The organism is Amycolatopsis xylanica, assembly GCF_900107045.1.
In the GTDB taxonomy this organism is placed as follows: domain Bacteria; phylum Actinomycetota; class Actinomycetes; order Mycobacteriales; family Pseudonocardiaceae; genus Amycolatopsis; species Amycolatopsis xylanica.
The window spans coordinates 109,310-134,430 of the sequence record NZ_FNON01000012.1 but is presented as its reverse complement, the minus strand read 5'-3'; the positions used below and the strand labels follow the sequence as shown (position 1 = coordinate 134,430).

Annotated in this window: 21 protein-coding genes; 10 read left to right on the top strand and 11 right to left on the bottom strand. The window is 69.2% G+C overall.

The window, feature by feature from the left end; translation table 11 throughout:
* Positions 1–3 precede the first annotated feature (3 nt).
* On the top strand, positions 4–627 hold the full coding sequence (locus tag BLV57_RS38450) for a carboxymuconolactone decarboxylase family protein (protein ID WP_091298471.1): 624 nt from the start codon (positions 4–6) through the stop codon (positions 625–627).
* Between the two features lie 31 nt (positions 628–658).
* Positions 659–2,815: an excinuclease ABC subunit UvrB gene (gene uvrB / locus BLV57_RS38445; protein ID WP_091298468.1), complete on the top strand. Its 2,157-nt coding sequence runs from the start codon at positions 659–661 to the stop codon at positions 2,813–2,815.
* 53 nt (positions 2,816–2,868) lie between these two features.
* Here uvrB and BLV57_RS38440 read toward each other — a convergent pair whose 3' ends face one another.
* Both BLV57_RS38440 and BLV57_RS38435 read right to left on the bottom strand, forming a co-directional pair.
* Entirely contained in the window at positions 2,869–3,252 is a 384-nt protein-coding gene (locus BLV57_RS38440; protein ID WP_091298467.1) for a VOC family protein, read from the bottom strand.
* Between the two features lie 63 nt (positions 3,253–3,315).
* Complete coding sequence (locus BLV57_RS38435) at positions 3,316–4,722, bottom strand: S28 family serine protease (protein WP_091298465.1); 1,407 nt, start codon at positions 4,720–4,722, stop codon at positions 3,316–3,318.
* A gap of 130 nt (positions 4,723–4,852) precedes the next feature.
* On the opposite strand from BLV57_RS38435, the gene BLV57_RS38430 reads away from it, so the two are divergent.
* Positions 4,853–5,338, top strand: coding sequence for an SRPBCC family protein (locus tag BLV57_RS38430; RefSeq protein WP_091298462.1), 486 nt, complete (start codon positions 4,853–4,855; stop codon positions 5,336–5,338).
* On the top strand, positions 5,338–6,363 hold the full coding sequence (locus BLV57_RS38425; protein ID WP_091298460.1) for an LLM class F420-dependent oxidoreductase: 1,026 nt from the start codon (positions 5,338–5,340) through the stop codon (positions 6,361–6,363). Before BLV57_RS38430 ends, BLV57_RS38425 begins: the two co-directional genes overlap by 1 nt.
* Here BLV57_RS38425 and BLV57_RS38420 read toward each other — a convergent pair.
* Positions 6,352–7,104 carry an enoyl-CoA hydratase/isomerase family protein gene (locus BLV57_RS38420; RefSeq protein WP_091298458.1) on the bottom strand — a complete coding sequence of 251 codons (753 nt, stop codon included), beginning with the start codon at positions 7,102–7,104 and terminating at the stop codon, positions 6,352–6,354. The genes BLV57_RS38425 and BLV57_RS38420 overlap by 12 nt on opposite strands.
* 148 nt (positions 7,105–7,252) lie before the next feature.
* Between BLV57_RS38420 and BLV57_RS38415 the strand changes: the two genes are divergently transcribed.
* Complete coding sequence (locus BLV57_RS38415) at positions 7,253–7,540, top strand: DUF6355 family natural product biosynthesis protein (RefSeq protein WP_091298456.1); 288 nt, start codon at positions 7,253–7,255, stop codon at positions 7,538–7,540.
* Between the two features lie 48 nt (positions 7,541–7,588).
* Here the strand turns inward: BLV57_RS38415 and BLV57_RS38410 are convergent, their stop codons facing one another.
* Complete coding sequence (locus BLV57_RS38410; protein ID WP_091298454.1) at positions 7,589–8,518, bottom strand: ABC transporter permease; 930 nt, start codon at positions 8,516–8,518, stop codon at positions 7,589–7,591.
* Positions 8,515–11,322 (bottom strand): alpha/beta fold hydrolase, encoded by a 2,808-nt coding sequence (locus BLV57_RS38405; protein WP_091298451.1) that lies wholly within the window; start codon positions 11,320–11,322, stop codon positions 8,515–8,517. The genes BLV57_RS38410 and BLV57_RS38405 overlap by 4 nt, the downstream gene beginning before the upstream one ends.
* Positions 11,323–11,625: 303 nt before the next feature.
* Here BLV57_RS38405 and BLV57_RS38400 point away from each other — a divergent pair, with 303 nt between their 5' ends.
* Together BLV57_RS38400 and BLV57_RS38395 are read left to right on the top strand one after the other, a co-directional pair.
* Positions 11,626–12,600 carry a TerC family protein gene (locus tag BLV57_RS38400; RefSeq protein WP_091298448.1) on the top strand — a complete coding sequence of 325 codons (975 nt, stop codon included), beginning with the start codon at positions 11,626–11,628 and terminating at the stop codon, positions 12,598–12,600.
* Positions 12,601–12,634: 34 nt separating this feature from the next.
* The gene (locus BLV57_RS38395) at positions 12,635–14,551 is read left to right on the top strand and encodes a S9 family peptidase (RefSeq protein ID WP_091298445.1); all 1,917 of its coding nucleotides are present in this window, start codon (positions 12,635–12,637) and stop codon (positions 14,549–14,551) included.
* Between the two features lie 64 nt (positions 14,552–14,615).
* On the opposite strand, the gene BLV57_RS38390 is transcribed toward BLV57_RS38395, so the two are convergent.
* The 4 genes from BLV57_RS38390 to BLV57_RS38375 all read right to left on the bottom strand — a co-directional run bounded on the left by BLV57_RS38390 (position 14,616) and on the right by BLV57_RS38375 (position 17,986).
* On the bottom strand, positions 14,616–15,422 hold the full coding sequence (locus BLV57_RS38390) for an FHA domain-containing protein (protein ID WP_091298440.1): 807 nt from the start codon (positions 15,420–15,422) through the stop codon (positions 14,616–14,618).
* A gap of 93 nt (positions 15,423–15,515) precedes the next feature.
* Positions 15,516–16,172, bottom strand: a complete 657-nt coding sequence (locus BLV57_RS38385; RefSeq protein WP_091298437.1) for an RES family NAD+ phosphorylase — start codon at positions 16,170–16,172, stop codon at positions 15,516–15,518.
* Between the two features lie 50 nt (positions 16,173–16,222).
* Complete coding sequence (locus BLV57_RS38380; RefSeq protein WP_091298433.1) at positions 16,223–16,804, bottom strand: DNA-binding protein; 582 nt, start codon at positions 16,802–16,804, stop codon at positions 16,223–16,225.
* A 192-nt stretch (positions 16,805–16,996) separates the two neighbouring features.
* Positions 16,997–17,986, bottom strand: coding sequence for a LacI family DNA-binding transcriptional regulator (locus BLV57_RS38375; protein WP_091298430.1), 990 nt, complete (start codon positions 17,984–17,986; stop codon positions 16,997–16,999).
* Positions 17,987–18,117: 131 nt separating this feature from the next.
* Between BLV57_RS38375 and BLV57_RS38370 the strand changes: the two genes are divergently transcribed.
* A complete protein-coding gene (locus BLV57_RS38370) occupies positions 18,118–19,611 on the top strand; it encodes an FGGY-family carbohydrate kinase (protein ID WP_091298429.1) in 1,494 nt (497 codons plus the stop codon).
* A 194-nt stretch (positions 19,612–19,805) separates the two neighbouring features.
* The gene (locus BLV57_RS38365; protein WP_091298426.1) at positions 19,806–20,285 is read left to right on the top strand and encodes an MmpS family transport accessory protein; all 480 of its coding nucleotides are present in this window, start codon (positions 19,806–19,808) and stop codon (positions 20,283–20,285) included.
* A gap of 37 nt (positions 20,286–20,322) precedes the next feature.
* Here BLV57_RS38365 and BLV57_RS38360 read toward each other — a convergent pair whose 3' ends face one another.
* Positions 20,323–20,997, bottom strand: coding sequence for a histidine phosphatase family protein (locus BLV57_RS38360; protein ID WP_091298424.1), 675 nt, complete (start codon positions 20,995–20,997; stop codon positions 20,323–20,325).
* A gap of 58 nt (positions 20,998–21,055) precedes the next feature.
* On the opposite strand from BLV57_RS38360, the gene BLV57_RS38355 reads away from it, so the two are divergent.
* A complete protein-coding gene (locus BLV57_RS38355; RefSeq protein ID WP_143047262.1) occupies positions 21,056–23,245 on the top strand; it encodes an NACHT domain-containing protein in 2,190 nt (729 codons plus the stop codon).
* Here the strand turns inward: BLV57_RS38355 and BLV57_RS38350 are convergent.
* Positions 23,237–25,099 carry a Na+/H+ antiporter gene (locus BLV57_RS38350; RefSeq protein WP_091298418.1) on the bottom strand — a complete coding sequence of 621 codons (1,863 nt, stop codon included), beginning with the start codon at positions 25,097–25,099 and terminating at the stop codon, positions 23,237–23,239. The two genes, BLV57_RS38355 and BLV57_RS38350, sit on opposite strands and share 9 nt — an antisense overlap.
* Positions 25,100–25,121 lie beyond the last annotated feature (22 nt).

Sequence of the window (25,121 nt, the reverse complement as noted above, 5' to 3'; positions counted from 1 at the left end):
GCGATGGGTGACGAGGTCGAGAAGCTGCACCGGCGCGGCCGGGCCAACTTCGCGGAGCTGGTCGAAGGCGGTGAGCAGCGGCTCGACGCGTTGTTCCGTACGATCCCCGCGCTGGGTGAGCTCGCCGTCGGCACGGTCTACGGCCACCTCCACGAGCGGCCAGGGCTCGACCCGCGGATCCGCGAGGCCGCGACGCTGGCCGCGATCGTCGCGGCGGGCATGGCCGGGCCGCCGCTGAGCGTGCACCTCAAGACCGGGCTCGCGTCGGGCCTGGCGCCGGGCGAGGTCACCGAGGTGGTGCTGCAGACCGCGGCCTTCGCCGGGTTCCCGCGTGCGGTTTCGGCCGCTGACCAGCTGAATCGCCTGTTCGCGGATGCCGGGCTGGCGTCACCGCCCGCGCGCACGCCGCGCGAGGTCGTGCTGGCCTACTGCGTCGCTCCGCCCGAGGACGCAGAGCCCGACGTGCTGGCCTTGCTCACCGAGGTCACCCGGGTTTCGGCGACCGCGACCGGGCCCGACCGAGTGCTGGTCGAGTGCTTCGGCGACGACTCGCTCGACGGCGTGCTGGTGTTCCGGGTCGACGGCGAGAACGTGGTGGAAGTGGCCGTCTACCGGCAGGCGGACTGAAACTGTCGGTGGGGCGTCGTAGTCTGGATTCGTGGCTTTCGCAACCGAACACCCAGTACTGGCCCAGTCCGAGCACCGGCCCGTTTCCGAGATCCCGCGCTCGGGCGGCCGGTTCAAGGTCGTGAGCGACTACCAGCCCGCCGGTGACCAGCCGGCGGCCATCGACGAGCTCGAACGGCGCATCAGGGCAGGCGAGAAGGACGTCGTCCTGCTCGGCGCGACCGGCACGGGCAAGTCGGCCACCACGGCCTGGCTGGTCGAGCGGCTGCAGCGGCCGACGCTGGTGATGGCGCCGAACAAGACGCTGGCCGCCCAGCTGGCCAACGAGCTGCGCGAGCTGTTCCCGGAGAACGCGGTCGAGTACTTCGTCAGCTACTACGACTACTACCAGCCCGAGGCGTACATCGCGCAGACGGACACGTACATCGAGAAGGACTCGTCGATCAACGACGACGTCGAGCGGCTGCGGCACTCCGCGACGATGAACCTGCTGTCCCGGCGCGACGTCATCGTGGTCGCGAGTGTCTCGTGCATCTACGGCCTCGGCACGCCGCAGTCCTATCTGGACAGGTCGAGCAGGCTCTCGGTCGGCGCGCAGGTGGACAGGGACGTGTTCCTGCGCGCGCTGGTGGACATCCAATACACGCGTAACGACATCGCGTTCGCGCGCGGCACGTTCCGCGCGCGCGGCGACACGGTCGAGATCATCCCGGCGTACGAGGAGCTGGCGATCCGGGTCGAGTTCTTCGGCGACGAGATCGAGAAGCTGTACTACCTGCACCCGCTGACCGGCGACATCGTCAAGGAGGTCGACGAGGTCCGGATCTTCCCGGCCACGCACTACGTCGCAGGCCCAGAGCGGATGGAGAAGGCCATCCGCGGCATCGAGGCCGAGCTGGAGGAAAGGCTGGCCACGCTGGAGAAGCAGGGCAAGCTGCTGGAGGCGCAGCGGCTGCGCATGCGCACCGCGTACGACATCGAGATGATGCGCCAGGTCGGGTTCTGCTCGGGCATCGAGAACTACTCGCGGCACATCGACGGCCGCGAGGGCGGCACCGCGCCCGCCACCCTGATCGACTACTTCCCCGACGACTTCCTGCTGGTCATCGACGAGTCGCACCAGACGGTGCCGCAGATCGGCGCCATGTTCGAGGGCGACATGTCCCGCAAGCGGAACCTGGTCGACTTCGGCTTCCGGCTGCCGAGCGCGATGGACAACCGGCCGCTGACCTGGGAGGAGTTCTCCGACCGCATCGGCCAGACGGTGTACCTCTCGGCCACCCCCGGCCCGTACGAGATGGGGCAGGCGGGCGGCGAGTTCGTCGAACAGGTCATCCGCCCGACCGGCCTGGTCGACCCCAAGGTGGTCGTGAAGCCGACCGAAGGCCAGATCGACGACCTGGTGCACGAGATCCGCGAGCGCGCGGAGCGTGACGAGCGCGTCTTGGTCACCACGCTGACCAAGAAGATGTCCGAGGACCTCACCGACTACCTGCTGGAGCTGGGCATCCGGGTGCGCTACCTGCACTCGGAGGTCGACACGCTGCGCCGCATCGAGCTGCTGCGGCAGCTACGGGCGGGTGACTTCGACGTGCTCATCGGCATCAACCTGCTGCGTGAAGGTCTCGACCTGCCCGAGGTGTCGCTGGTCGCGATCCTCGACGCGGACAAGGAAGGCTTCCTGCGCAGCGGCACCTCGCTGATCCAGACGATCGGCCGCGCCGCCCGTAACGTGTCCGGCGAAGTGCACATGTACGCCGACAAGATCACCGACTCGATGGCCCACGCCATCGAAGAGACGGATCGGCGTCGTGCCAAGCAGGTCGCGTACAACACCGAGCGCGGCGTCGACCCGCAGCCGCTGCGGAAGAAGATCGCCGACATCCTCGACCGCGTGTACCTCGAAGCCGAGGACACCGAGACGGTCGCGGTCGGCGGCTCGGGCCGGAACACCTCCCGTGGCAAGAAGCCGGAGCAGGGCGACCGCGTCCGCAGCTCGGGCATGCTCGTCGACAAGGACGTGGCGGGCATGCCGCGCGCCGAACTCGCCGACCTCATCCAGCAGATGACCGATCAGATGATGCAGGCCGCGCGCGACCTGCAGTTCGAACTGGCGGCCAGGCTGCGTGACGAGGTCTCGGACCTGAAGAAGGAGCTGCGCGGGATGGACGCCGCGGGCCTCAAGTAAGGGGTCGTGAGTGTTCCGGCCGGTTCTAACCGGCGAAAACACTCACGACCTGGTTAGGCGTCAGCGGGCGGGTCGGGCTGGAGGATGCCGAAGATGTTGCCGTCGGGGTCCTTGTAGTACGCGAGGTGACCGACCGTGGGCATGTACTGCTTGGGCAGTGCCACGGTGCCGCCCGCGGACTCGGCCGTGGCGATGACGGCGTCGAGGTCGTCGACGGCGATGGTGTTCACCATGCCGTGGACGGGCGCGTCGGCCGCCGGGGGCGGGCCTTGGCGGGGGACGAGGCCGCCGTTGATGCCGGTGCCCTCGCCGGTGTCGATGACCCAGTACGGCACGTCACCCCAGCGCTCGAACTTCCAGCCGAACACCGCGGTGTAGAACTCGACCGCACGCTCGGGATCGGTCGCGTGGATTTCGAAGTGGACGGGGCGAGGCATGCTCGGCTCCTTTCGGTTCAAGGCGCCGAGCAGCCTACGCCGCGAAGAGCACGGCCGCGAAGGTCAGAGGCGGGGCTTCTGGACCACCAACGGGTCCGCGTCGAAATCGGGGAAACCGGCCGGCGGCGACGCCTGGGTCAGCGCGCCCGCGACCGGCGGGAGCCCGGCCCAGCGGCGGACCATGGCGGTCGCGTCGGCTGCCTGGGCTGCGGGGAGTTGCGCGATCTTGGCGCCGTGGTTGCCGCCGGGGACCGTGTACAGGGCCGTGTCGCGGTGACGTGACGGCGCGAAACGCTCGGCGCCCCAAGGGTCGTTCTCGCCGTAGATGTAGAGCAGCTGGTCGCCCTGGGTGCGGACCCAGAAGTCGATGTCCGGCATGGCGAAGTGGTCGAACGGTGGCATTTTGATCGACTTCGGCACGAAGGTCGACGAGACGTTCTTGCCGGGGTAGCGGATCAGGTCCTGCAGGTAACTGTCGTACGACTCGGGACTGCCGAGCTGGACGGAGGCCTGGTAGTAGTACGGCACGTAGCCCTCGAGCGCCTGGTCGGCGTACGTGACGAGGCTTTCCACGCGGTCGTACCAGTCGTAGATCACCTGGGCGGGGGAGCCCGCCGCCGGGACCGTCGCGCAGTCGGCCTGCTTTTGGTACTGCCAGAACGCCCAGTACGAGTCGATGACCGTCAGCTCGATCGCGATGTCGATCGAGCCGACCGTGGTGAAGGTGTACTTCTTCTCCGCGGCTTCGCGGGCGGCGAGCGCGCCGAACTCGTCGCGGCGCTTGAGCACGTCGCGCTGGACGGCCTTCAACGCCGCGCGGCAGGCGGGGTCGTTGCCGACGCGGGCCAGGAACCTGTTGTAGGAGTCGTGCTCGTTGATCACGTCGTTCGGTGCGACGTAAGGAACCGTGCCGTCGACGTCGTGCGGGAAGAAGCGGCGATAGTAGGTGGCGGTCATGCCACCCTTGCTGGCGCCGGTCGCGAGCCATTTGCCGGGGTAGATGGCCTTCAGCGCCTGGACGGCGCGGTGCTCGTCGGCCGCCGCCTGCCAGATCGTGAGCTGCTTCGCCCAATCCGTCTTGGCCGGGCGTGACGGCGAGAAGTACCGGTACTCCATGGAAAGCTGGTTGCCGTTGACGATCTGCGTCACCTCGGAACGCGACGCCCTGTCGTTCATGTTGTAGCCGGAGGTGTACGCGACGGTCGGCGCGGCGAAGTCGCGGTGCAGCAGCGTGTACCGCTGCTCGAAGGTGCCCGCACGCGGGTCGCGGTGGTCCGCGGGCTGCGTGAAGGTCAGATGGAAGAACCGGAAGCCGGCGGGTGCGGGGTCCTCCGACACGACGGTCAATCCCGGGATGTGCTTGAGTGCCTCCGCGATGTCACCCGGCGCGGGCGCGGCGGTCGCCGCCGGCGCGAGGGTGACCGCTGCCGCCAATGCGGCGAGCAGCGTCGTGAGTTTCTTGACCACCATCACTCCTTTGCGAGATCACCCGATCGTGGGCATCCGTCGGATATTCACAGACCCACTTCGGCTCGACAACCGCCTAAAGACGCGAACAAAGGGCCCTTCCCGATGACCGGCACGCGGTACGTTCGGGGCTATGAAGTACGCGGACTGTCCCACCGTCGAGGTGGAAATTCACGTCGCCGCACCACCGGCGGAGGTCTGGCGCTGGCTGACCGACATCGACCTTCCCGCCAGGTTCTCCAAGGAGTTCCAGGGCGCGAGCTGGGTCGATGGCGGCCCGGCGCTCGGCGCGAAATTCGTCGGCCGCAACGAGCATCCGGCGATCGGCCAGTGGGAAACGCCCTGCGTGGTCGTCGCCTACGAGCCGGAGCGGCTGTTCGCGTGGGATGTCCGGATCGGCGAGCAGCCGTCCTCGTCGTGGCGCTTCGAGCTCGCGCCCGATGGGGAAGGCACGCTGCTCAAACAATGGGCGCGGATGGGCCCCGCCCGGTCGGGACTCAGCTTCGCCATCGATGCGATGCCGGACAAGGAAGAACGGATCGTGGCGAAACGGCTCGAGGAGTTCCGCGGCAACATGCTCGCGACCGTCGAGGGCATCAAGAAGCTGGCGGAAGGCTGATGCGCGTCGCCATCCAGCTCAGCGCCGAAGCCGCGCCCTGGCGAGAGTTGGTCGACTACGTGGTCGAGGCCGAGCGCATGGGCGTCGACCTCTGCTGGGTGGCCGAGGCGTGGGGCTGCGACGCGGCGTCCCCGCTCGGCTATCTCGCCGCGAAGACCGAGCGGATGCTGCTCGGCTCCGGCGTGCTCCAGATCGGCAGCCGCTCGCCGGTGCTCGTCGCGATGACCGCGCTCACCCTCGCCAGGATGACCGAGGGCCGGTTCCTGCTCGGCCTCGGCGCGTCCGGCCCGCAGGTGATCGAAGGCCTGCACGGCACGCCGTTCGCGCATCCGCTCGGCCGCACGCGCGAGACGGTCGAGATCATCCGGCAGGTCTTCGCCGACGGCCGCGTCACGTACGCGGGCAAGCATTTCGAGCTGCCGCTGCCCGGCGGTGACGGCAAGGCGATCCGGCTCAACCAGCCGCCGAACCCGGACATCCCGATCTACCTCGCGACGCTTTCGCCCGCGATGCTCAAGCTGACCGGCGCCGTCGCCGACGGCTGGCTCGGCACCAGCTTCGTGCCCGAGGCGGCTAGCGCGTATCTCGACCCTCTCGCGGAGGGCGCCGCGAGCGCGGGCCGCGAGATGAGCGGCATCGACATCTGCCAGGGCGCCGAAGTCGCGTTCGGGGACAACGTCGAAGAAATGGTCGCCCAGCGCAAGCCGGGGCTCGCGTTCAGCTTGGGCGGCATGGGTTCCGCCGGCAAGAACTTCTACAACGACGCCTACGCCAGGCTCGGTTTCGCGGAGGTCGCCGACCGCGTGCGACAGCTCTGGGTCGACGGCCGCCGCGACGAGGCCGCCGCCGCGGTGCCGGACGAGATGGTGCTCGCGACGACGTTGATCGGCACCGAAACCATGGTACGGAAGCGTTTGCGTGCCTGGCAGGATGCCGGTGTCAATACCGTCCGGCTGTATCCGGCTGGCGAAACGCTCGAAGACCGCATCACCACACTGGGCCGCGCGTTGGAGCTAATGCCGTAGCACTTTGTCTACATAGGACTTGATCGCCGTCAGTGACTCCGGCGACGACCACAGCTGTTCGACATGCGCGTCGTCGCCGGTGCGGTGTTCGGCGATGCGTTCGTGGAACGGCCGGTGGATCTGCGCTTTGGTGTGCGCGAACGTCTTCGGCGGGATGGTGGCGAGCTGATGTGCCAGTTCGAGCGCGCGCGGCAGGACTTCCTCGGGTTCGGCGAGTTCGTCGGCCAGCCCGCGTGCCAGCGCGTGCTCGCCCCCGTAGGTCTCGCCGAGCAATGTCAGCTCGGACAGCGCGCTCGTGCCGAACGCGCTGCGCAGGATCTCCATGGCCGACAACGGGAACGGCACGCCGACGAGCAGCTCGGTGACCCCGATCCGGCCGTGCGCGGCGTTGAGCACGCGCCGGTCGCAGGCCGCGGCCAGCACCGCGCCGCCCGCGATGGCGTGCCCGTTGACGGCCGCGATCACCGGGCGTGGGAACCCGTACAGCGCGAGGAACGCGTCCGACAACGCGGGGAGAAACTCCGTGATGTAGCGCGGCCCGCCGTCGTGCAGGCGCAGCAGGTCGACGCCCGCCGAGAACATCTCGCCGGCGCCGGTCAGCACGACCGCGCGCTGACCACCCCGCTCGACCTCGGCCAGCGTGTCGGCCAGCTCGCGGCAGAGCTCGGTGTCGATGGTGTTCGCCTTGCCGTGCCGCAGGCGCAGTACCGCCACCTCGCCGGTGATTTCGGTATGGATCACCGGCTCAGATTACGCCGTGCGGCCGGGATCGGCTTGACGCCGATTTGACAAGCGTGACCCGATCGGACCATGGCGATCAGTTCGCGGACGGTTCTAACCTGGATATGTCACGCCAGGAACGGCGTGCTTACTACTGGGGGTAGTAGCAATGAAATTGTTCCGTGGATTGATGGTGGGCGCGATCGCGGCCACGGCGATGGTCGGAGCCGGTTCTGCCGCGTCGGCGAGCACGAATCAGCTCATTTGCGGTTTCCACATGGAAGCCGACGGCCCGTGGTACGGCCACTGCGATGCGCCGCCGCGCACCGATGTGGTCATCAATGTCCACCAGTACCTCGTGGGCGACTACCGGATGTGTGTCCGGCCAGGTGACCACAAGCTCAAGCCGCTCGCCATCAACGCCTGGTACATCGGGCAGCTCTGCGATGCCGGCTAAGTGATTTCCCGGTGCGGCCGCGAGAAAACCCCGCGGCCGCACCGGGGTTCAGCTCGTCACGTCCTTGGTGGCGAAGCGGCGCGCGGCCAGCAGGAAGAACACGGTCCCGTAGATGACCGCCGACAATATCCCGTTGACCATTTGCGTCCAGTCGATATCGGTCGAGATCAAATCGATCCACGCGTACCCGAAATGCGTCGGCAAATAATCGCGCAATCCTTCCAGCGCGGTGATCTGGTCGAGGATCTGCGAAACGATCGCGACGATCACCGCGCCACCGACCGCGCCCAGCGGCGCGTCCGTGGAAACGCTCAGGAACAGCGCCAGCCCGGCCACCCAGGCCAGCTGGATGATGATGTACAGCGTCGCGAACACCATCGCCAGCAGGCTCTGCGAGAACGTCACCGAGTCACCGGTCGGGCTGATCGCGTCGCCTGCGCCGTACCAGATCACGCCGACGGCCAGCGAAACCAGCGGCAGCAGCACCAGCGCCGCGATCGACAGCAGCCCCGAGACGATCGCCTTCTGCCGCAGCAGCCGATGCCGGGGCACCGGCATCGCCAGCAGGTACTTCAGCGAAGACCACGAGGACTCCGAAGCGATCGTGTCGCCGAAGAACAACGCCACGATCATCGGCAGCAGGAACCCGCCCGCCACGAACAACGCGAGCACCACGAAGTTCGGCGCGCTGGCCGTGGCCAGGTCGACGAACCCGCCGCTGCGCCGGTTCGGGTTGGCCGAGCCGATCTCGAACGCGATCACCAGTATGAACGGCAGCAGCGCGACGAAACCCAGCAGCAGCTGGGTGCGCCGCCGTTTCAGCTGCCGCTTGAGCTCGACACCCAGGCGAAGCGTCCGGTCCGCGCGGTAGCCCGCGACGGCGCCGTCCGGGCCGACCTCCGCGTGCTCGTGCGAAGCGACATCGCTCAGCTCGGTCAGCGCGGCGGGGTCGGTGTGGACACCGTTGTTGTTGCTCACTGGCTGTCTCCCACCAGCTGAAGGAACGCGTCTTCGAGTCGGCGCCGCGGCCCGGCCTGCTCGACCGCGACCCCGGCACGCACCAGCGCGGCGACCGCGTCGGCGCGCGGCATGCCGTCGAGGTTGGCGTGCACGACCTGACCCTCGGCGTCGACGTCGGTGACACCTTCGGCGGCGCGCAGTACCTCCATCGCGGTTTCCGGCTTGTCGACGCGGAAACTGGCCTCGCCGCCCGCCGCGGTGATGTCGCCGACCTCGCCGGAGGCGACCAGCTGCCCGCGGTGCATGACGACCACGTGCGAACAGGTCTGCTCGACCTCGGCCAGCAGGTGGCTCGAGACCACCACGGTGCGCCCGGTCGCGGCGTAGCGCTGCAGCACCTCGCGCATCTGGTGGATCTGTGGCGGGTCGAGCCCGTTGGTCGGTTCGTCGAGCACCATGAGCTCCGGCAGGCCGAGCATCGCCTGCGCGATGGCGAGCCGCTGCCGCATGCCCTGGCTGTACGTGCGGACCTTGCGGTGCACGGCGCTGCCCAGCCCGGCGATCTCCAGCGCCTCGGTGAAGTGCGCCTTCTCCGGCGGACGGCCGGTGGCCGCCCAGTACAGCTCCAGGTTCGAGTGCCCGGACAGGTGTGGCAGGAAGCCGGAACCCTCCACAAAGGACCCGATGCGGGACAGCACCGGCGCGCCGGGCGCGATCTTGTGACCGAACACCCTGATCGAGCCCTCGGTCGGGGTGATCAGGCCCATCAGCATCCGCAGCGTGGTGGTCTTGCCAGCGCCGTTCGGCCCCAGCAGGCCGAGCACCATGCCGGGCTCGACGCGGAACGAGAGATCCTTCACCGCGGTCAGCCCGCCGGGGTAGGACTTCGTCAGTCCCTCGATGACCAGCGGTGTCGTGGCCAGCTCGGGGTCGATGTCGTGCGAGCGCTTGCGCCGGATCGCCGCGATGACCGCGATGACGATGGCCGCGAGCACCGTCGAGCCGATGCCGATCAGCTGCCCGGTCGGCCAGCCGGTGCCGAGCTGCGTGCCCGGCACGACCGGCACGCCCAGCGTCGAGCCCGGCGCCAGCGAAACCTGGTACACGGACGGCGCGTCGGGGGACAGATACGCCTGGTCGGTGGTGCTGACGACCAGCCGCAGGGTGTGCCCCGGCTCGATCGGCCGGACGATGCCGGGCAGCGTCACGGTCACCTCGCCGGGCAGTGACGGCACGCGGAACGCGGAGATCGCGTTGGCTGGCAAGGTCCGCTGGCCGTCCGCCGTGACGTCGTACAGCTTGGCGAACAGCACGGCCTCGCCGGGCGGGCCGTTGACGCGGAGCTTGACGGTCGAACCGCCCGTGATGAGCAGCTGCGACTCCATCGGCGCCGACGTGAACTGCGCCGCCTGCCCCGGCGGGTCGATGCCGAACATCCCGGCCACGCGGGAAGAACTGCTCGACAGGCTGTTCAACCCCGGTAGCCCGCTGACCGACGCGGGGTTGCCGCCAGCCGGGTGCACGATCGGCTGCTCCGGGCCGGTGAGCGCGATCTGCCTGCGCTCGGCCGTCGCCGGGTAGGCCGGCGCGACCACCGTGCGGACCGACGGGGTTCCGTTGGCGCGCAAGGTGCCTTGGACGTCGTAGCTGAAATTGGTGCCGGGGTCGGCGCCCTCGCCGGTCAGATGGAACTTGAGGAAGTCGGCGATCTTGCCGCGCAGCTGCGGGCCGGGCTTGCCGCCGTCGTGCCCGCCGGTGTACCAGATGGTCTTGACCTTGCCGCCCGCCGCGGTGATCTGCCGCGCGGTGGCGTCGGACTGGTCGAGCCCGAACAACGTGTCGCTCTCACCCTGGACGAGCAGCGTCGGCACGGTGATCTTGTTCGTCACCGAGGCTGGCGAGACGCGGCGCAGCAGGTCGAGCGTCTGCTGGCTGGCTTTGCCGGTGGTCGCGAGTTCGGTGTACGCCTGGCAGACCTGCGAGGTGAACAGGCCGCAGGGATCGGCGGACGGCCGGGGGCCGCCGCCCGGCTGGGGCACGGACGGGGGAGCGGCGCCGATGGCCTGGCCCGATTCCATGGTCCGCTGGCCGGATTCGGGCGCGTCGGCGCCGGGGTTGCCCGAGGCCGCGGCCCCGGAACCGGCCGAGAAGAAGATGCCGGCCCACGTCTTCTTGAAGACGCCGCCCGCGGCGAACGCGCCTGCGGCCGGGGTGCCCGCGGCGGCGCCGGTGGTCGCCGCGTTCGGGACGAGGCCCTGCGCGAGGTCGTTGTAGGTGATCACCGGGGCGATCGCGTCGACGCGCTTGTCGGTGCCCGCGAGCAGCAGCGAGAGCGCGCCGCCGTAGGACGCGCCGGTCGCGGCGACCTTCGGGTCCCCGTTGACGTTCTGCACCTCGGGCCGCGTCGCGAGGAAGTCGATCAGCCTGCTCGCGTCGGCGACCTCGTAGCCGGGGTCGTTGAGGGTGATCTTGCCGCCGGAGCGGCCGAACCCGCGCGCCGACCAGGTCAGCACGACGAACCCGCGGTCGGCCAGTTCCCGCGCGTCGGCGGCGACGCTGTTCTTGTCCCCGCCGAACCCGTGCGCGAGGAGCACAGCGGGCGCCGGGGTGTTCTCCGGCTGGTAAAGAGTGGTGTCGATCGAGATCCGGTCCGGCGAGTTCGGGGCGGCGGGTACCGGGATCATGGCGTCGGTCGTGACGACCTTGGACGGCGGCGGGCCACTGGTGGCCCAGAGCAGACCGGCCGCGGCGAGCACGGCGACGGCCAGCGCGAGCGAGGTCCAGCGGCCTGCTCGCGTGCGTGGGATCGGGATGCGGGGCACGACAGTGACGGTAGGTGAAGTTTCCTGAGAGTGTCTTCCCGAACTCACACGAATCCGACATATTCGATGGCCCGCTGTGCACGGTGACGGTCATTACGCGCCCGTAACGGTGACGCGGGCTACCTTGACTGGCGTTAATACGACCGATCAGTCAAGATAGATCTGCTGTGAGGGGAGTATTCCTTCGCGGCGGTGTCGTCAGCACGGTGCGCCCGCGGGCCCCCGGCACCGTCGGCCGGTGTTCCACCGGCGGAAGAGACCTCCGGTTAGTTGCTGCTGCGCGCTATCCGGAGGTTGGGTTTCATGTTCGTTCCCCTGTGGCTATGGATCGTCACCGTCGTCGGGCTGCTGGCTCTCATCGCGGTCGACCTGGTGATCGTCGATCGCAAACCACACGAGGTGACGACCAAGGAAGCGGCCAAGTGGGTCGTCTTCTACATCTCCTGCGCGCTGCTCTTCTTCGCCGGGCTCTGGTTCTTCGCCGGGCATCAGCCCGCGATCGAGTTCATCACCGGGTACATCACGGAGTACTCGCTGAGCGTGGACAACCTGTTCATCTTCATGATCATCATGGCGTCGTTCAAGGTGCCCGTCATCCACCAGCACCGCGTGCTGCTGATCGGGATACTGCTCGCGCTCGTCATGCGCAGCGCCTTCATCGCCATCGGCGCCGCGCTGATCGCGCAGTTCGTCTGGGTGTTCTTCCTCTTCGGCGCGGTGCTCGTGTGGACGGCCGTCAGCATGGTCCGCAGCAAGGACGAGGAAGAGGAGTACCACGAGAACGCGCTCACCCGCTGGGTGCGCAAGCTCTTCCCGGTGACCGACGACTACCACGGCCACAAGTCCTTCGTGAAGAAGGAAGGCAAGCGCTACATCACCCCGATGTTCGTGGTCATCGTCGCCATCGGCAGCGCGGACCTGCTCTTCGCGGTCGACTCGATCCCGGCGATCTTCGGCATCACCCAGGAGGCCTTCCTGGTGTTCACCGCCAACGCGTTCGCGCTGATGGGCTTGCGCCAGCTGTACTTCCTGCTCGGCGGTCTGGTCACCAAGCTGGTCTACCTGTCCTACGGGCTCGCGGTCATCCTCGGTTTCATCGGCGCGAAGCTGTTCCTGCACGCGCTGCACGAGTACCACGTGGTCCCGGACTGGCTGGACATCAACAACTGGGTCTCCCTCGGCGTGATCGTCGTCGTGTTGACCGTGACCACGGTGGCCAGCCTGGCGAAGGCCAAGCGTGACGAGCGGTCCGAAGAGAACGGCGTGGGCGTTCGGTAGTTAGAAGCGCTAACTATCGGGTACCGTCGGCGTTGTGCGTCCTGAAGACATCCAATACCTGACGGTCCCCGGCGCCCCCGCGCTGCGCGGTGACCTGCTGCTGACCGCGGTTTCCCGGCCGGACCTGAAGAGTGACGGTTATCGCGGCGGTATCCGCCGCATCGGGCTCGACGGCTCGGAAAGCGCGTGGACACAGGGCGAACGCGACTCCGCCCCGGCCATTTCGCCGGATGGGCGCTGGGTCGCGTTCCTGCGCACCGAGTCCGGATCGGACGCTCGGCCCCAGGTCCACGTCATGCCTTCGGCCGGAGGCGAATCCCGGCGCGTCACCGCACTCGCACTCGGCGCGGGCGCGCCGGTGTGGGCCCCGGATTCCCGCCGGATCGCTTTCACCGCAAGGGTCCCCGAGCTGGGCCGCTACGGGGTTCCCCGTGCCGACGGTGAGAAGGCCGAGGCCGAGTCACCCCGCCGGATCACCAGCCTGCACTACCGGCTCGACGACACCGGCTTCCTGCGCGACCGTCCACAAAGACTGTTCGTTGTGGACACCGTCTCCGGTGACCTGGCGACACTGACCGACGGAGCCGTCGACGTCGACGACCCCGCCTGGACCCCCGACGGCACTTCGCTGATCGTCTCGGCGCCCCGCGACTGGGGTCAGGTCGACACCGCACGCCTCGACCTGTACGCGATCCCCGCTTCCGGCGGCGAGCCGCGCTTGGTGGTGCGCAGCGCCGGGACGGCGATGAAACCCACCGTCGCCCCGGACGGCGCGATCTGGTTCTACGGCGCCGAATTCCCCGGCAACCACGACGTCGCCCGCAACGACGCGCTCTGGGTGCAGCAGGCCGAAGGCGCCGAACCCCGCCTGGTGACCGAGATCGAGACGGTCGACTGCGACGTGGCGGCAGGCCCGCCCGTCATCGTCGGCGACGAGGTCTACTTCGTCATCCGCACCAGGGGCGAAGCCCAGCTCGTGGCGGTCCCGCGCGACGCGTCCGAGGCCCCGCCGGAGAAACTCCGCGTGCTCGCGGGCGAGCGCGCGGCCGTCCGCGGTTTCGCCGTCGACGGGTCCACAGTGGCCGCCGTGATCTCGACACCCTCCACTTACGGTGAGGTCGTACTACTCGATGGTGGAGCGCCCCGTGTGCTCACCGACTACGCGAAACCGCTGCGGGACAAGGGCATACGTCCGCTGGAGGAGCTGACCGCGGTGGCACCGGACGGCTACCCGGTCCACGGCTGGGTCGTCAAGCCGGAGGGCGACGGCCCGCACCCGGTGATCCTGATGATCCACGGTGGACCGTTCGCCCCGTACGAATGGTCCCTGTTCGACGAGGCCCAGGTCTGCGCCGCCGCGGGTTACGCCGTCCTGCTGGCGAACCCGCGCGGTTCGGCCAGCTACGGCCAGAGCCACGGCCAATCCATCGTCCACGCCATGGGCACGGTCGACGCCGACGATCTACTGGCCTTCCTGGACGCGGCCTTGGCCTCACCGGACCTCGACGCCTCCCGCGTCGGCGTGATGGGCGGTTCCTACGGCGGCTACATGACCGGCTGGCTCGCCGCCCACCACGGCTCCCGCTTCCGCGCCGCCTGGAGTGAGCGCGCGGTCAACGCCTGGGACTCCTTCGTCGGCAGCTCGGACATCGGCTGGTTCTTCGCCGAGGCCTACGTCGGCTCCGACCCCGAGGTCCAGCGCGCCCGCAGTCCGCTGACGTACGCGGACCAGATCGACATCCCGTTCTGCGTGGTGCACTCGGAGCACGACTGGCGCTGCCCGCTCGAGCAGGGGCAGCGGATGTTCGTCGCGCTGAAGTCGCGGGGCGTGGAGACGGAGATGCTGCTGTTCCCGGGTGAGGGGCATGAGCTGACGCGGTCGGGGAACCCTCGGCATCGGGTGGAGCGGTTCCACGCCGTGCTCGAGTGGTGGGCTCGGCATCTCGGGTGAGGATTGGGGGTCGTGAGTGTTTAGGCCGGTTAGAACCGGCCGCGTCACTCACGACCCCACAGGTTCAGCGCAGGCGGAACTGGAGGTACCAGTCGACCAGCTTGATCCAGTCGCCGTGGTAGAGCGCCTGCGAGTGCACGAACTGGCCGTTGACCGCCGTTCCGTTGACCGAGCCCAAATCCTCGACGTAGTAGTACCCGTTGACGAACCGGATCTGGGCATGGCCCACGTCGATGTACGGATCGGGCAGGACCAGGGTGCAGTTCTCGCCGGCGCCGATCAACGTGTAGTCCCCCAGCGGGAAACACACGCCGTCCGGCAGGACGAGTTCGGCCGCCGTTTCACCGAATTGGTCCGTCAACAGCAGGGAAATGTGCTCGGTCTCGCTCGCCGCGACGGCGAGGGTCAGGTCCACCTGTGAGGACCAGGGCAGGTTCAGGTAGCTGATCGCCGCGGTACCGCGGAACTCGTCGCGGTCTTGGTCGAGTACGTAGGCGGCCACCTCGTAGGTGCCGCCTTCGAGTTCCACCTGGAAGACGCCGTTGAGGTCGCAGGTGAACACGATGCTGGTGTACGCCGGGTCGGTGCCGGACGGCCAAATCAGCACCAGCGCCTGGTCGAAGTCGCTCAGCCTGCGTGCCGCGACGATGTCGGCGGGCTGGAAGGTGCCGACGAGCATGGCGTAGGTCGCGTAAGTGGTGATCTGGGGCGCCCTCAGCGCGGTGCCGTCGTGCCTCAGCGGTTGCACGGTGCCCTGCTTGTTGGCCGCGACTTCGATGCGGTCGCGCGTGCCGCCCATCCATTCCCGGATTTCCCTGGAGACGGCGGCGCCCGCCGCGACCAACCCCGTCAAGATCGTGATCGGATCCACTGCCGCCCCTCCGCCCGCCAGTCCCTCAGCTAGAGCGTGGGTGGTCTTGGTTGCGTTACCGGGGTGACGTGAATGCGCCCGAACGGACGCCCTTTAGTTCAGCAGGGTGTAGTTCAGCTCTTGGCAGACGCGGCCGAGCGGGACGTCGAGCCCGGGGTGGTCCAGCGGGAGCAGGATGTCCGGCGCCGCGGGCAGGGCCGCGCCGCCCGGCGGGTCCCAGAGGCACATGGCCGGGTCGCCGGAGTCCATGGACGAGCGGTACCAGAGGCCGTCGAGGTCGCCGAAGGCCGTGCGGATCGCGCGGGCCCAGGCTTGGGTGATCTTCTTCGGGCCGCTGGAGATCTCCTGGGAGGCGCCGACTCGGGTCGGCCAGAGGCCGGAGAGGTCGAGCAGGTTGAGGGTGCGGGTCGGGCGGACGATGACCAGGCGGGGGCCCCGGCTCTTGCGGTCGACCGTGGACGTGGTCTGGAAGACCTCGGCGATCGCGGTGCGCACGGAGAGCCCGAAGTACAGCACGCCGTTGCCGGGGTCGGTGACGGGACCGCCGTCACGGCCGGGGCGCTGCTGGTCGAACCGGCCGTGGGGGAGCGGGCCGGTGTAGCGGAACGTGTTCCACTGCTGGGGGTGACGCCCGTTCGCGGTGAAGATCCTGACCATCCTGGTCTGCGGGTGCACCTGCACCACGTCCTGGGTGCGGTGCAGCTCGTTGACCAGGACAGCGCGCGCAGGCGGCAGGGGAAGCCGGGCCATTCGCTTGGGTTCGTCCGTCCTTGTCTCGGTGATCTTGCTCGGGCTACAGCCTAGAAGGGCGTGCCGAGCGTAGCGATCAGGCGCGCGACCGCTTCAGGGTCACCACCGGAAAGGAGCCATTGACGCGGAGTAGCCGGCTGGGAGTTGATCACCAGGTCGGACTGGGGTGTGCTCATGAAAGCGGCCACGACCAGGGCGGGCTGGTCCTCGGGTAGCGCCGCGAGCACGACTTCGAGGCCCGGCAGCACGCCGGAGCCGGTGAACTGCCAGGACGGCAGGCGCCAGCCCTGGTCCTTCCAGCCGGTGAGCCTGCCTTCCTTGAGGCGGTGGCGGATCCGGCTGTCGTCGACGCCCAGCGCGCGGGCGGCTTCGAGGACGGTGAGCGCGGACTCGGCGAGCACGGCGTGCGCGGCGACGGTCTTGGCGCGGGCGTCCGGCTCGTTCTCGCCGGCGGGGGAGAGGTCGAGGCCGACGTCGGTCAGTGCGGCACGCTGGTCGGCGGAGAAGTAGCGCGAAGGGTCGGGATTCGGCGGGGACAGTTTCCGGGCGGCGTCCTCTACGAGCGTGAGGAACTCGGTTGCGTCCACTTTGAGACCGGCCTTGGCGAGTACGTTCTCGAGCGCGACTGACATCCATCCACTCTAACCCCGTTGTGCGGGTTCGTGCGGTTTCGTGCCCCATCTGTGGGTGAATTCACCAGAGATCGACACAGAGAGCACATAATCAAACACGCGGGGTAGGGAAGATGAGTCAGTTTGACCTCATCGCGAGACGTTGTCCAGGGCTGGGAGTGCGTTGCTTTCCCACGACACCCGGACGAGTGATCACGTCCGCCGGGAGCTCGCGCGCTGCACCAGCGAGGCCTCCAGCATCCTCGACGCGGGCGCCAGGCTGGTGTCGGCGATGCGGTCCAGCAGCATCCGCGCGGCGATCGCGCCGATGTCGTAGGCGGGCTGGGCCATCACGGTCAGCGGCGGGTCGATGAGCTTGGCCCACGTCGGATCATCGAACGTCACCACGCCGATGTCGCGCCCCGGCCGCAGCTTCCGCTCGGCGAGCGCCTGCAGCACGTCGAGCGCGATCATGCTGTTGGCCGCGATGAGCGCGTCCGGCGGCCGCGGGTCGTCGAGCAGCTCGAGCGCGGGCTGGCGCGCGCCGCCCGCGCGGTATTCGGCGCGGCGGAACAGATCGTTGCTCAGCCCGGCCTCGCGCAGCGCGTCCTGGTAGCCCGCGAGCCGCTCGTCGGCCGTGCGGATCCCGGGCGGGCCGGTCACGCAGGCGATGCGGCGGTAGCCGTTGTCCAGCAGGTGCTTGGCCGCGGTGTGCGCGGCGCGGCGGCTGTCGACGAGCACCTGGTCACCGGTGCCGTCCGGCAGCGGCCGGTCCACCGCGACGATCGGGGTGCCGCGTTCGCGCAGTGACTTGACGTCGGTCGACGGGCCGCTCGGCGAAAGCACGACACCGGCGACGCGTTCCTGCAGCGCGACGTTGATATAGCGGCGTTCCTTCTCTTCGTTCTCGTCGGTGTTGCACAGCACCACCGAGTAGCCCGCGGTCTGCGCGATGTCCTCGAAGCCGCGCGCGATCGCGGTGAAGAACGGGTTCTCCACGTCCGCGATGATGAGCGCGAGCACGGCCGTCTCCTGGCGGCGCAGATTGCGGGCCAGGCTGTTCGGGTGGTAGCCGAGTTCCGTCGCGGCGGCCTGGACCCTGGCCGCGAGCTCGGGATCCACAGTGGACTTCCCGTTCAGCGCTCTGGACACGGTGGCCGTGGACACACCCGCCCTCGCCGCCACGTCACTGATGGTCGCCACCGCGACCTCCCATCCTCGCCCCGCGCGGGGCCGTCGGCGAGAGAATAACCCGGCCACCCATGCGGCTTATTCACCGATTCGTGTCCCTGTGACTACGATGTGATCAAGACGACCGGCGGGGGAGAAGTCGAGTGGCTGAACCGGGCCTGGTGCTGGGCATCGACATCGGGACTTCCAGCTCCAAGGGCGTTCTTGCCGACGCCGGCGGCAAAATCCTGGCGCGCGCGAGCGTGCCGCATGAGACTTCCTCACCACGTCCCGGGTGGTTCGAACACGACGCCGAACGCGTGTGGTGGGCGGATTTCCTGGCGCTGAGCAGGGAACTCGTCGCCGCGGCCGACGGCAGGAAGCTCGCCGGTGTCGCGGTGAGCGGGATCGGGCCGGTGCTGCTGCCCGCCGACGCGGACGGCAGGCCGTTGCGGCCCGCGATCCTCTACGGCGTCGACACGCGGGCAGGCCGGGAAATCGCGGAGCTCACCGCGGAATTCGGCGCGGAGTCCATTGTGGACCGAGCGGGCACGGCGCTGTCCTCGCAGGCGGTCGGGCCGAAGTGGCGGTGGCTCGCACGGCACGAACCCGGCGTTTTCGACCGCACATCACTGTTTCTGATGGCGAGTTCGTACTTGGTGCACCGGCTGACCGGGGAATACGTGCTCGATCATCACTCCGCCAGCCAATGCGATCCGATGTACGACCTGCGTGCCGGTGACTGGGCCCATGACTGGGCCGAGCGCGTCGCGCCCGGCATCGAGCTGCCCCGGCTCGCCTGGCCGACCGAGGTGGTCGGCACGGTCAGCGCGGCCGCCGCTTCGGAAACCGGTTTGCCCCAGGGGCTTCCGGTCACCGCGGGAACCGTCGACGCCTGGGCCGAGGCGGCTTCGGTCGGCGTGCGCGACCCCGGCGACACGATGGTCATGTACGGCACCACGATGTTCCTGATCCAGGTGCTGGCCGATCCCCGGCCGCACACCGGGCTCTGGACCACGCAGGGCGCGTTCCCCGGCACGTACTCGCTGGCAGCGGGGATGGCGACGTCCGGATCGATCACCGACTGGCTGCGCAAGCTGGTCGGCTCCGACTACGCCGCGCTCGTCGGCGAGGCCGCCGGGGTGCCCGCGGGCAGCCGCGGATTGCTGACGCTGCCGTACTTCGCGGGGGAGCGGACGCCCTTGTTCGATCCAGACGCGCGCGGCATCATCGCCGGGCTCACCCTCGGGCACGGGCGGGCGGAGCTGTATCGCGCGGCGCTGGAAGGGATCGCGTACGGCGTGCGGCACAACCTCGAGGCGATGGACGCCTCCGGCGGGCGGGCCGGGCGGCTCGTCGCGGTCGGCGGCGGCACGCAGGGCGGGTTGTGGACACAGATCGTCAGCGACGTGACGGGCATGGACCAGCAGGTGCCGGTCGAGACGATCGGCGCCGCGCTCGGCGACGCGCTGCTCGCCGCGGTGGCGGTCGGGCTGGAGCCGGACATCGCCGCGTGGAACCCGGTGCGGTCCACGGTCGAGCCCGACGCGGAACGCCGTGCGGTGTACGACGACTTCTATCCGCACTACCGCGCGCTGTATTCATCCACGGTGGGTGTGGCGCACTTTCTCGCTGAGCGGCAAAACTCGGCAGGGTGAATGTTTCACTGGCCGGTATCCGGGGCAGTAGAGAGAGAAGGTTACCGGTTCACTACTATGGGTGACCCTCACGGCTGCCCGAAAGGGTGAATGTTGAAATTTCTATCGATTGCGGCTAACGCCGAGTGACGTCTTCGCGAGAAAGTAGGCGACGTGCTCAGCGGAAGCACGCTCTAGCGGGAGAAGAGCACAGGATGGGTGGTCCTGCCGCGTCACCTCCGGCACTGGCGCCGGAACAACGTGGTTCCCTGAAGCCGCTCGGCAGCGCACTGGTGGTGCTGGGCGTCGTCGCCGCGACCATCGCGGTGGCCGCGCAGTTCATGCCGGACGGCAGGCACAACGCCGGGCCGGCTCCGCAGCCGCCCGCGGTCGAGCCGATGGTCGCGGTCGCGCGCAGCGTCACGCACTCGGTCAGCTACGAGCTCTTCGGTGAGCACGGCGCGCGCAACATCACCTACGTCGCGCAGGGCGCCGCCATCGCGCAGGAGCGCGAAGCGGCGACGCCGTGGTCGAAGAAGTTCCAGCGCACCGGGGTCGAAGGTGGCTCCGAGTTCTACAGCGTTTCCGCGCAGGGTAAGAAAAATGGCAAACTGCGGTGCCGCATCCTCGTCGACAACCAGGTCGTCAGCGAGAGTGAGAGCATCGGCGATCAGCCGGTGACCTGCGCGCGCTGACCACTGCGGAGCCGGGATAAAGCGGGCTTTATCCCGGCTAGCCCAGGGGTGCCAGCAGATGCCCGGTGTCGTTGAACCGCCGGATGGTCCAGAGGTCCCCGAGCACCACCAGATGTGAGATCGACCCGTTGTCCGCGCCGAGGAACGCGAACGGCTCGGACTTGGCGGCCTGGCGGAACACCTCGCCGATCACCCCGCCGTGCGTGAACGCGGCGACGCGCTGATCCGGGTGCTCGGCGTGGATGCGCTCGATCCCGGCGCGGCACCGCGCGGCGAACGCGTCCATCTTCTCGGCGCCCGGGATGACCTCCCAGCGCTGTTCCGCCCACAGCTGCTGGGCGATGGGGTGGTTTTCGCTGGTGTGCTTGCGAAACAGCCCGCCCTCCCAGTCGCCGAGGTGGACCTCGGTGAGCCGGGCCTCCAGCTTCGGCGTCATGCCCAGCGCGGCGGCGAGCGGCGCCGCGGTCTGCACGGTCCGGCGCAGCGACGTGACGTAGAGGGCGTCGAGCCGCTCGTCGGCCATCCGCTTGCCGACGCGCTCGGCGTGGTCGCGGCCCTCGGGCGCCAGATCGGGGTCGCCCTGGCCCTCGACCATGTCGAACGGCAGGTCGAGCCGGGCAGGCGCCGATTCACCGTGCCGGATCAGGAAGATCTCGGTGGAGCCGGGCGGCGGGACGAAGCGGTGCTGGCGGTATTCGACCTCGGTAGTCACGGCTCCACGCTAACCCAGCCGTCAGTAACGCGGGCCGGTCCGCCAGCGTCCCGTTCCTGTGACGAGTCGTGACAGCGGGAGACGGCGTGGCGTCGCCGTGACGGCGGGGCTGCTGCTCGTGGCGGGCGGGCTGGCCGTGGTGGCCATGGCGTGGCGGGGTGACAACGGCCTGCAGACCGCGGCGAACCTGGCCCAGGTCGTCTCCGTGGTCTTCGCCGTGCCCGCGCTGGTCGCGCTGTTCTGGCAGCTACGGCGCCCGCCGGCGCCCGCGACGTCGCCGGCCTCGCGGCTGGACGCCGCGAAGGAGGTGCTCGCGGATGCCGTCGCCGCGCAATGGCGCGACGAGGCTCTGCTCCGCTCGCTGGACGATCCGGATCCGATGCCGATCCAGTGGCAGGTCACCGCACGCGGCGAGATCATGGACAACCCGGTGGGGATCAGCACCGAGCCGCTCATGCTGTTCACCGCCGCCAGCGACGAGATCGCGGAACTGGTCGACCGGTTCCGCGCGCTGCGACGGCCGCGGCTCGTCATCCTCGGCGCCGCGGGCACCGGCAAGACCACGCTGGCCGTGCAGCTGGTGCGGCAGCTGCTGACCACCAGGAAGCCCGAGGACCCGGTGCCCGTGCTCGTCTCGGTCGCGGGCTGGGACACCGTGACCCATCCCCGGCTGCATCAGTGGATCAGCACGCGCCTCGCCCAGGACTACCCGGCGTTGCGTGCCCCCGAACTGGGCTCCGGCATGGCAGGCGAACTTACTGTCCGCGCGCAGGTCCTGCCAGTGCTGGACGGGCTCGACGAACTGCCCGAGCACACCCGCGCCGACGTCATCGCCGCGCTCAACCGCTCACTCGGCGGCGACGACCAGCTGGTGCTCACCAGCCGCACCGAGGAGTTCGCCGACGCGGTCCGCGCGGTCGGCGACGTGGTGACCTCAGCTCTCGTGGTCGAACCCGATCCGCTCACGCCCGCCGCCGCGGCCGGGTATCTCCGGCGATGCCTGCCCTCGGTGCCCAGTCCAAGCTGGGAGCTGGTGTTGAGGGAGCTGCGCGCCGGCGATCCCGGCTCGGCGCTGGCGTTGACCACGCGCACGGCGCTGGGCCTGTGGCTGGTCCGCGCCGTATACCTCACTCCCGACGCCGATCCCGCGACTCTGCTCGACACCGCCGAGTTCCCCTCCGGTGACGACCTGCGCGCGCACCTGTTCGACCATCTCGTCGACGCGCTCATCGCGACCCGCACGCCCAGCGACAATCCCGACGACCTGTTCCGGCCACGCCATCGGCACGACCCCGAGCAGGTGCAGAACTGGCTGAGATATCTCGCCGCCTACCTCACCCGCGACGTCGGCACACGGGACTTCGCGTGGTGGAAACTCGCTCGGTACACCGGGGCCGTCACCCGACGGACGCGGCTGCGGATCGGGCTCGCGTTCGGGGTGTCGGTCGGTGCGGTGATTGGGCTGGCGTTCGGGTGGCCGCAGGGCATCATGTTCAGCCGTTGGCTCGGCCTCACCGTCGGGTTCGGCGCGGGCGGTCTGGTCGCGGCCGTCGTCACGTTCACGGTGTGGGATTCCGCCGCGAGGTGGCCGGACGACCAACCCGGGTTCGCCGATCTGCGTCTGCGCGGGCGGATCGGCCGTCTGGTCGCGATGGTGCTCGGGACGGCTTGGGGCGCTTCGAAGATCATGGTCATCGGCAGCTTGCTCCTCCTGGGCTTGCGGGAGTCCTTCGAGCTGGGAACGAGTTTGGCTTTCAGCGGGCTCGTGATCGTGTTCTTCGTGGGCCTTGTCGGCTGGGTGGCGTTCCGCCTCACCACCGGCGTGATCAGGTGGGCCGAGACGCCGAGTCAGCTCAAGAGATCCGGCACACCCTGGGAAAGCTGGCGCCGCGACCGCAATCTCACCGTCGTGCGGTTCGCCGCCGGAGTGCTGGTGGGCGGTGGCTCGGCAGGCTTGTTGTTCGAGGCGAGCGCGATGGCTTCAGTCGGTTTCGAGGCCGCCACGGTGCTGGTCTGTTCGATCGCGGCGGTCATCTTCGGGCTCGCCGCGGGGTTGCTCGCGGTGTTCACCGGGGACCACCGCGCGTGGCCCGCCTATCTCGTCGCCACCCACAGACTGGCTGGCGAAGGACTGCTCCCGCGCGACCTCATGTCCTTTTTGGACGATGCGCATCGGATCGGGCTGCTGCGCGCGGTCGGGCCGCTGTATCAGTTCCGCCACGCGGAATTCCAGGATCACCTAGCCTAGCTGTTTGTCGACGAAGCACCATCGCCACGTCTCGCCGGGCTCGAAGCTGCGCATGACCGGGTGCAGTGTGTCCTGGAAATGCCGGGTCGCGTGCTTACCGACGGACGAGTCACAGCAGGCGACGTTGCCGCACTTGAGGCACATGCGCAGGTGGACCCAGTTCAGGCCCTCCTCGACGCAGGCCGCGCACTGGTCTTGAGACGTCGGATCGACCTCGCGCCAGGCGTGGCTCAGGTGCTTGCACGAGCCCGCGGTGGCCGCCGGCGTGCGGAGTTCCCTGTTCTCCGCCAAGGGAGCCTCCTCCTTGGCACGGTCCAACATGGACTCTTCGATGTCGAGCCGCTCCAGCACGCGGCGGAGCACCTCGTCGTCGGCCTTGCCCGCGTCGCGCGCCTCCACGAAGTACTGGCGCTCGGCTTCCATCATCTCCAGCCGCAACCGGCGGTAGGCGCTGCTCGGCGTCTCCTCGAGCGAACCTTGGGTGCCAAGGCGTTCCCACGCGGAGTCGGTGCGGTGGCGCATCCGGTCACGCAGCCGGTCGAGCACCTCGGGCGGGTCGTCGGGCGTCCTGACCTCCTCCAGCTTCGCGAGCGCGGCGTGGGACATGGCGTTGATGAGCGCGGCCTCCTGCAACGCGTCCTCGGCCGGGTCGGGCGCGGGCAGCTTGAGCCTGCGCACCAGCCAGGGGAGCGAACTTCCTTGCAGCACCAGCGTTCCGGCCACCACGACGAACGCGGCCAGCACCAGCACGGCGCGCTGGGGCGTGTCGTCGGGCAGCACGAACGCGGCCGCGAGCGTGACGACACCGCGCATGCCAGCCCAGGCGACGACCGCCGAGTACGACCACCGCCAGGCCTTGAGCCGGAAGAGCCGCCGCGCCGACGCGATCCCGAACATCCACACCGCGCGCGTCAAGATCGTCACCAGCAGGATGGCCGAGCAGATCACCGTCAGCTGCCAGCCGCTGAGGTCACCGCGCGCGACCTCGGCGAGGATCGGCCGGACCTGCAACCCGATCAGCAGGAAGACCATGTTTTCCAGCAGGAATTGGATGGTCTGCCAGTTCAGCCTGCTCGCCAGCCGCGAGGAGCCGGACAGCATCTCCGGCGCCTTGTGCCCGAGGATCAGCCCGGCGAGCACCACCGCCAGCACCCCGGAACCATGGAACGCCTCGGCCGACAGGTACGCGATGAACGGCACCGCGAGCGAAAGCGCCGTGTCGGTCACCGGATCCTCGAGCCGCGTCCGGATCATCGCCGCGACGAATCCGACCAGCAGCCCGATCAGGATCCCCACCCCGGCGGCGCGCAGGAAGTCGCCCCCGATCTGCCACAGCGTCACCGAACCCGCGATGCCCGCGATGGCCGTCCGCAACGCCACCAGCGCGGCCGCGTCGTTCACCAGGCTCTCGCCCTCGAGCAGCCGCACGATCTTGCGCGGCATCCCCACCCGCCGCGCCACGGCCGTCGCCGCGACCGCGTCCGGCGGCGCGATGACCGCCCCGATCGCGAACCCGGCCGCCAGCGGCAGCCCCGGGATCACCAGCCACGCGACGAACCCGACGACCAGCGTGGTGAACGTGACCAGCCCGACGCTCAGCAGCGCGATCGGCCCCCGGTTCGCCCGGAAGTCGACCAGCGACGTCTGGATCGCGGTCGCGTAGAGCAGGGGCGGCAGCAGCCCGAGCAGCACGACCTCGGGCACCAGGTGCACCTCGGGCACGCCCGGGAGGTACGAGACCGCCACGCCGACCGCGATCAGGCACAGCGGCTCCGGCCAGTCGAGTCTCCTGGCCACCGTGGTGACCAGGAGAACGGCCACTACCAGCCCAACGATCAACGCCGCGATGTCCACCGCGTCATTGTCGCTGGTCAGT

Excerpts from the sequence above, each read along its gene's own strand:
- BLV57_RS38365 (WP_091298426.1), top strand. The coding sequence starts at position 19,806 with ATGGGTGGTCCTGCCGCGTCACCTCCGGCACTGGCGCCGGAACAACGT.
- BLV57_RS38415 (WP_091298456.1), top strand. The coding sequence starts at position 7,253 with ATGAAATTGTTCCGTGGATTGATGGTGGGCGCGATCGCGGCCACGGCG.
- BLV57_RS38400 (WP_091298448.1), top strand. The coding sequence starts at position 11,626 with ATGTTCGTTCCCCTGTGGCTATGGATCGTCACCGTCGTCGGGCTGCTG.
- BLV57_RS38430 (WP_091298462.1), top strand. The coding sequence starts at position 4,853 with ATGAAGTACGCGGACTGTCCCACCGTCGAGGTGGAAATTCACGTCGCC.
- BLV57_RS38440 (WP_091298467.1), bottom strand. The coding sequence starts at position 3,252 with ATGCCTCGCCCCGTCCACTTCGAAATCCACGCGACCGATCCCGAGCGT.
- BLV57_RS38435 (WP_091298465.1), bottom strand. The coding sequence starts at position 4,722 with ATGGTGGTCAAGAAACTCACGACGCTGCTCGCCGCATTGGCGGCAGCG.
- BLV57_RS38385 (WP_091298437.1), bottom strand. The coding sequence starts at position 16,172 with ATGGCCCGGCTTCCCCTGCCGCCTGCGCGCGCTGTCCTGGTCAACGAG.
- BLV57_RS38425 (WP_091298460.1), top strand. The coding sequence starts at position 5,338 with ATGCGCGTCGCCATCCAGCTCAGCGCCGAAGCCGCGCCCTGGCGAGAG.
- BLV57_RS38450 (WP_091298471.1), top strand. The coding sequence starts at position 4 with ATGGGTGACGAGGTCGAGAAGCTGCACCGGCGCGGCCGGGCCAACTTC.
- BLV57_RS38380 (WP_091298433.1), bottom strand. The coding sequence starts at position 16,804 with ATGTCAGTCGCGCTCGAGAACGTACTCGCCAAGGCCGGTCTCAAAGTG.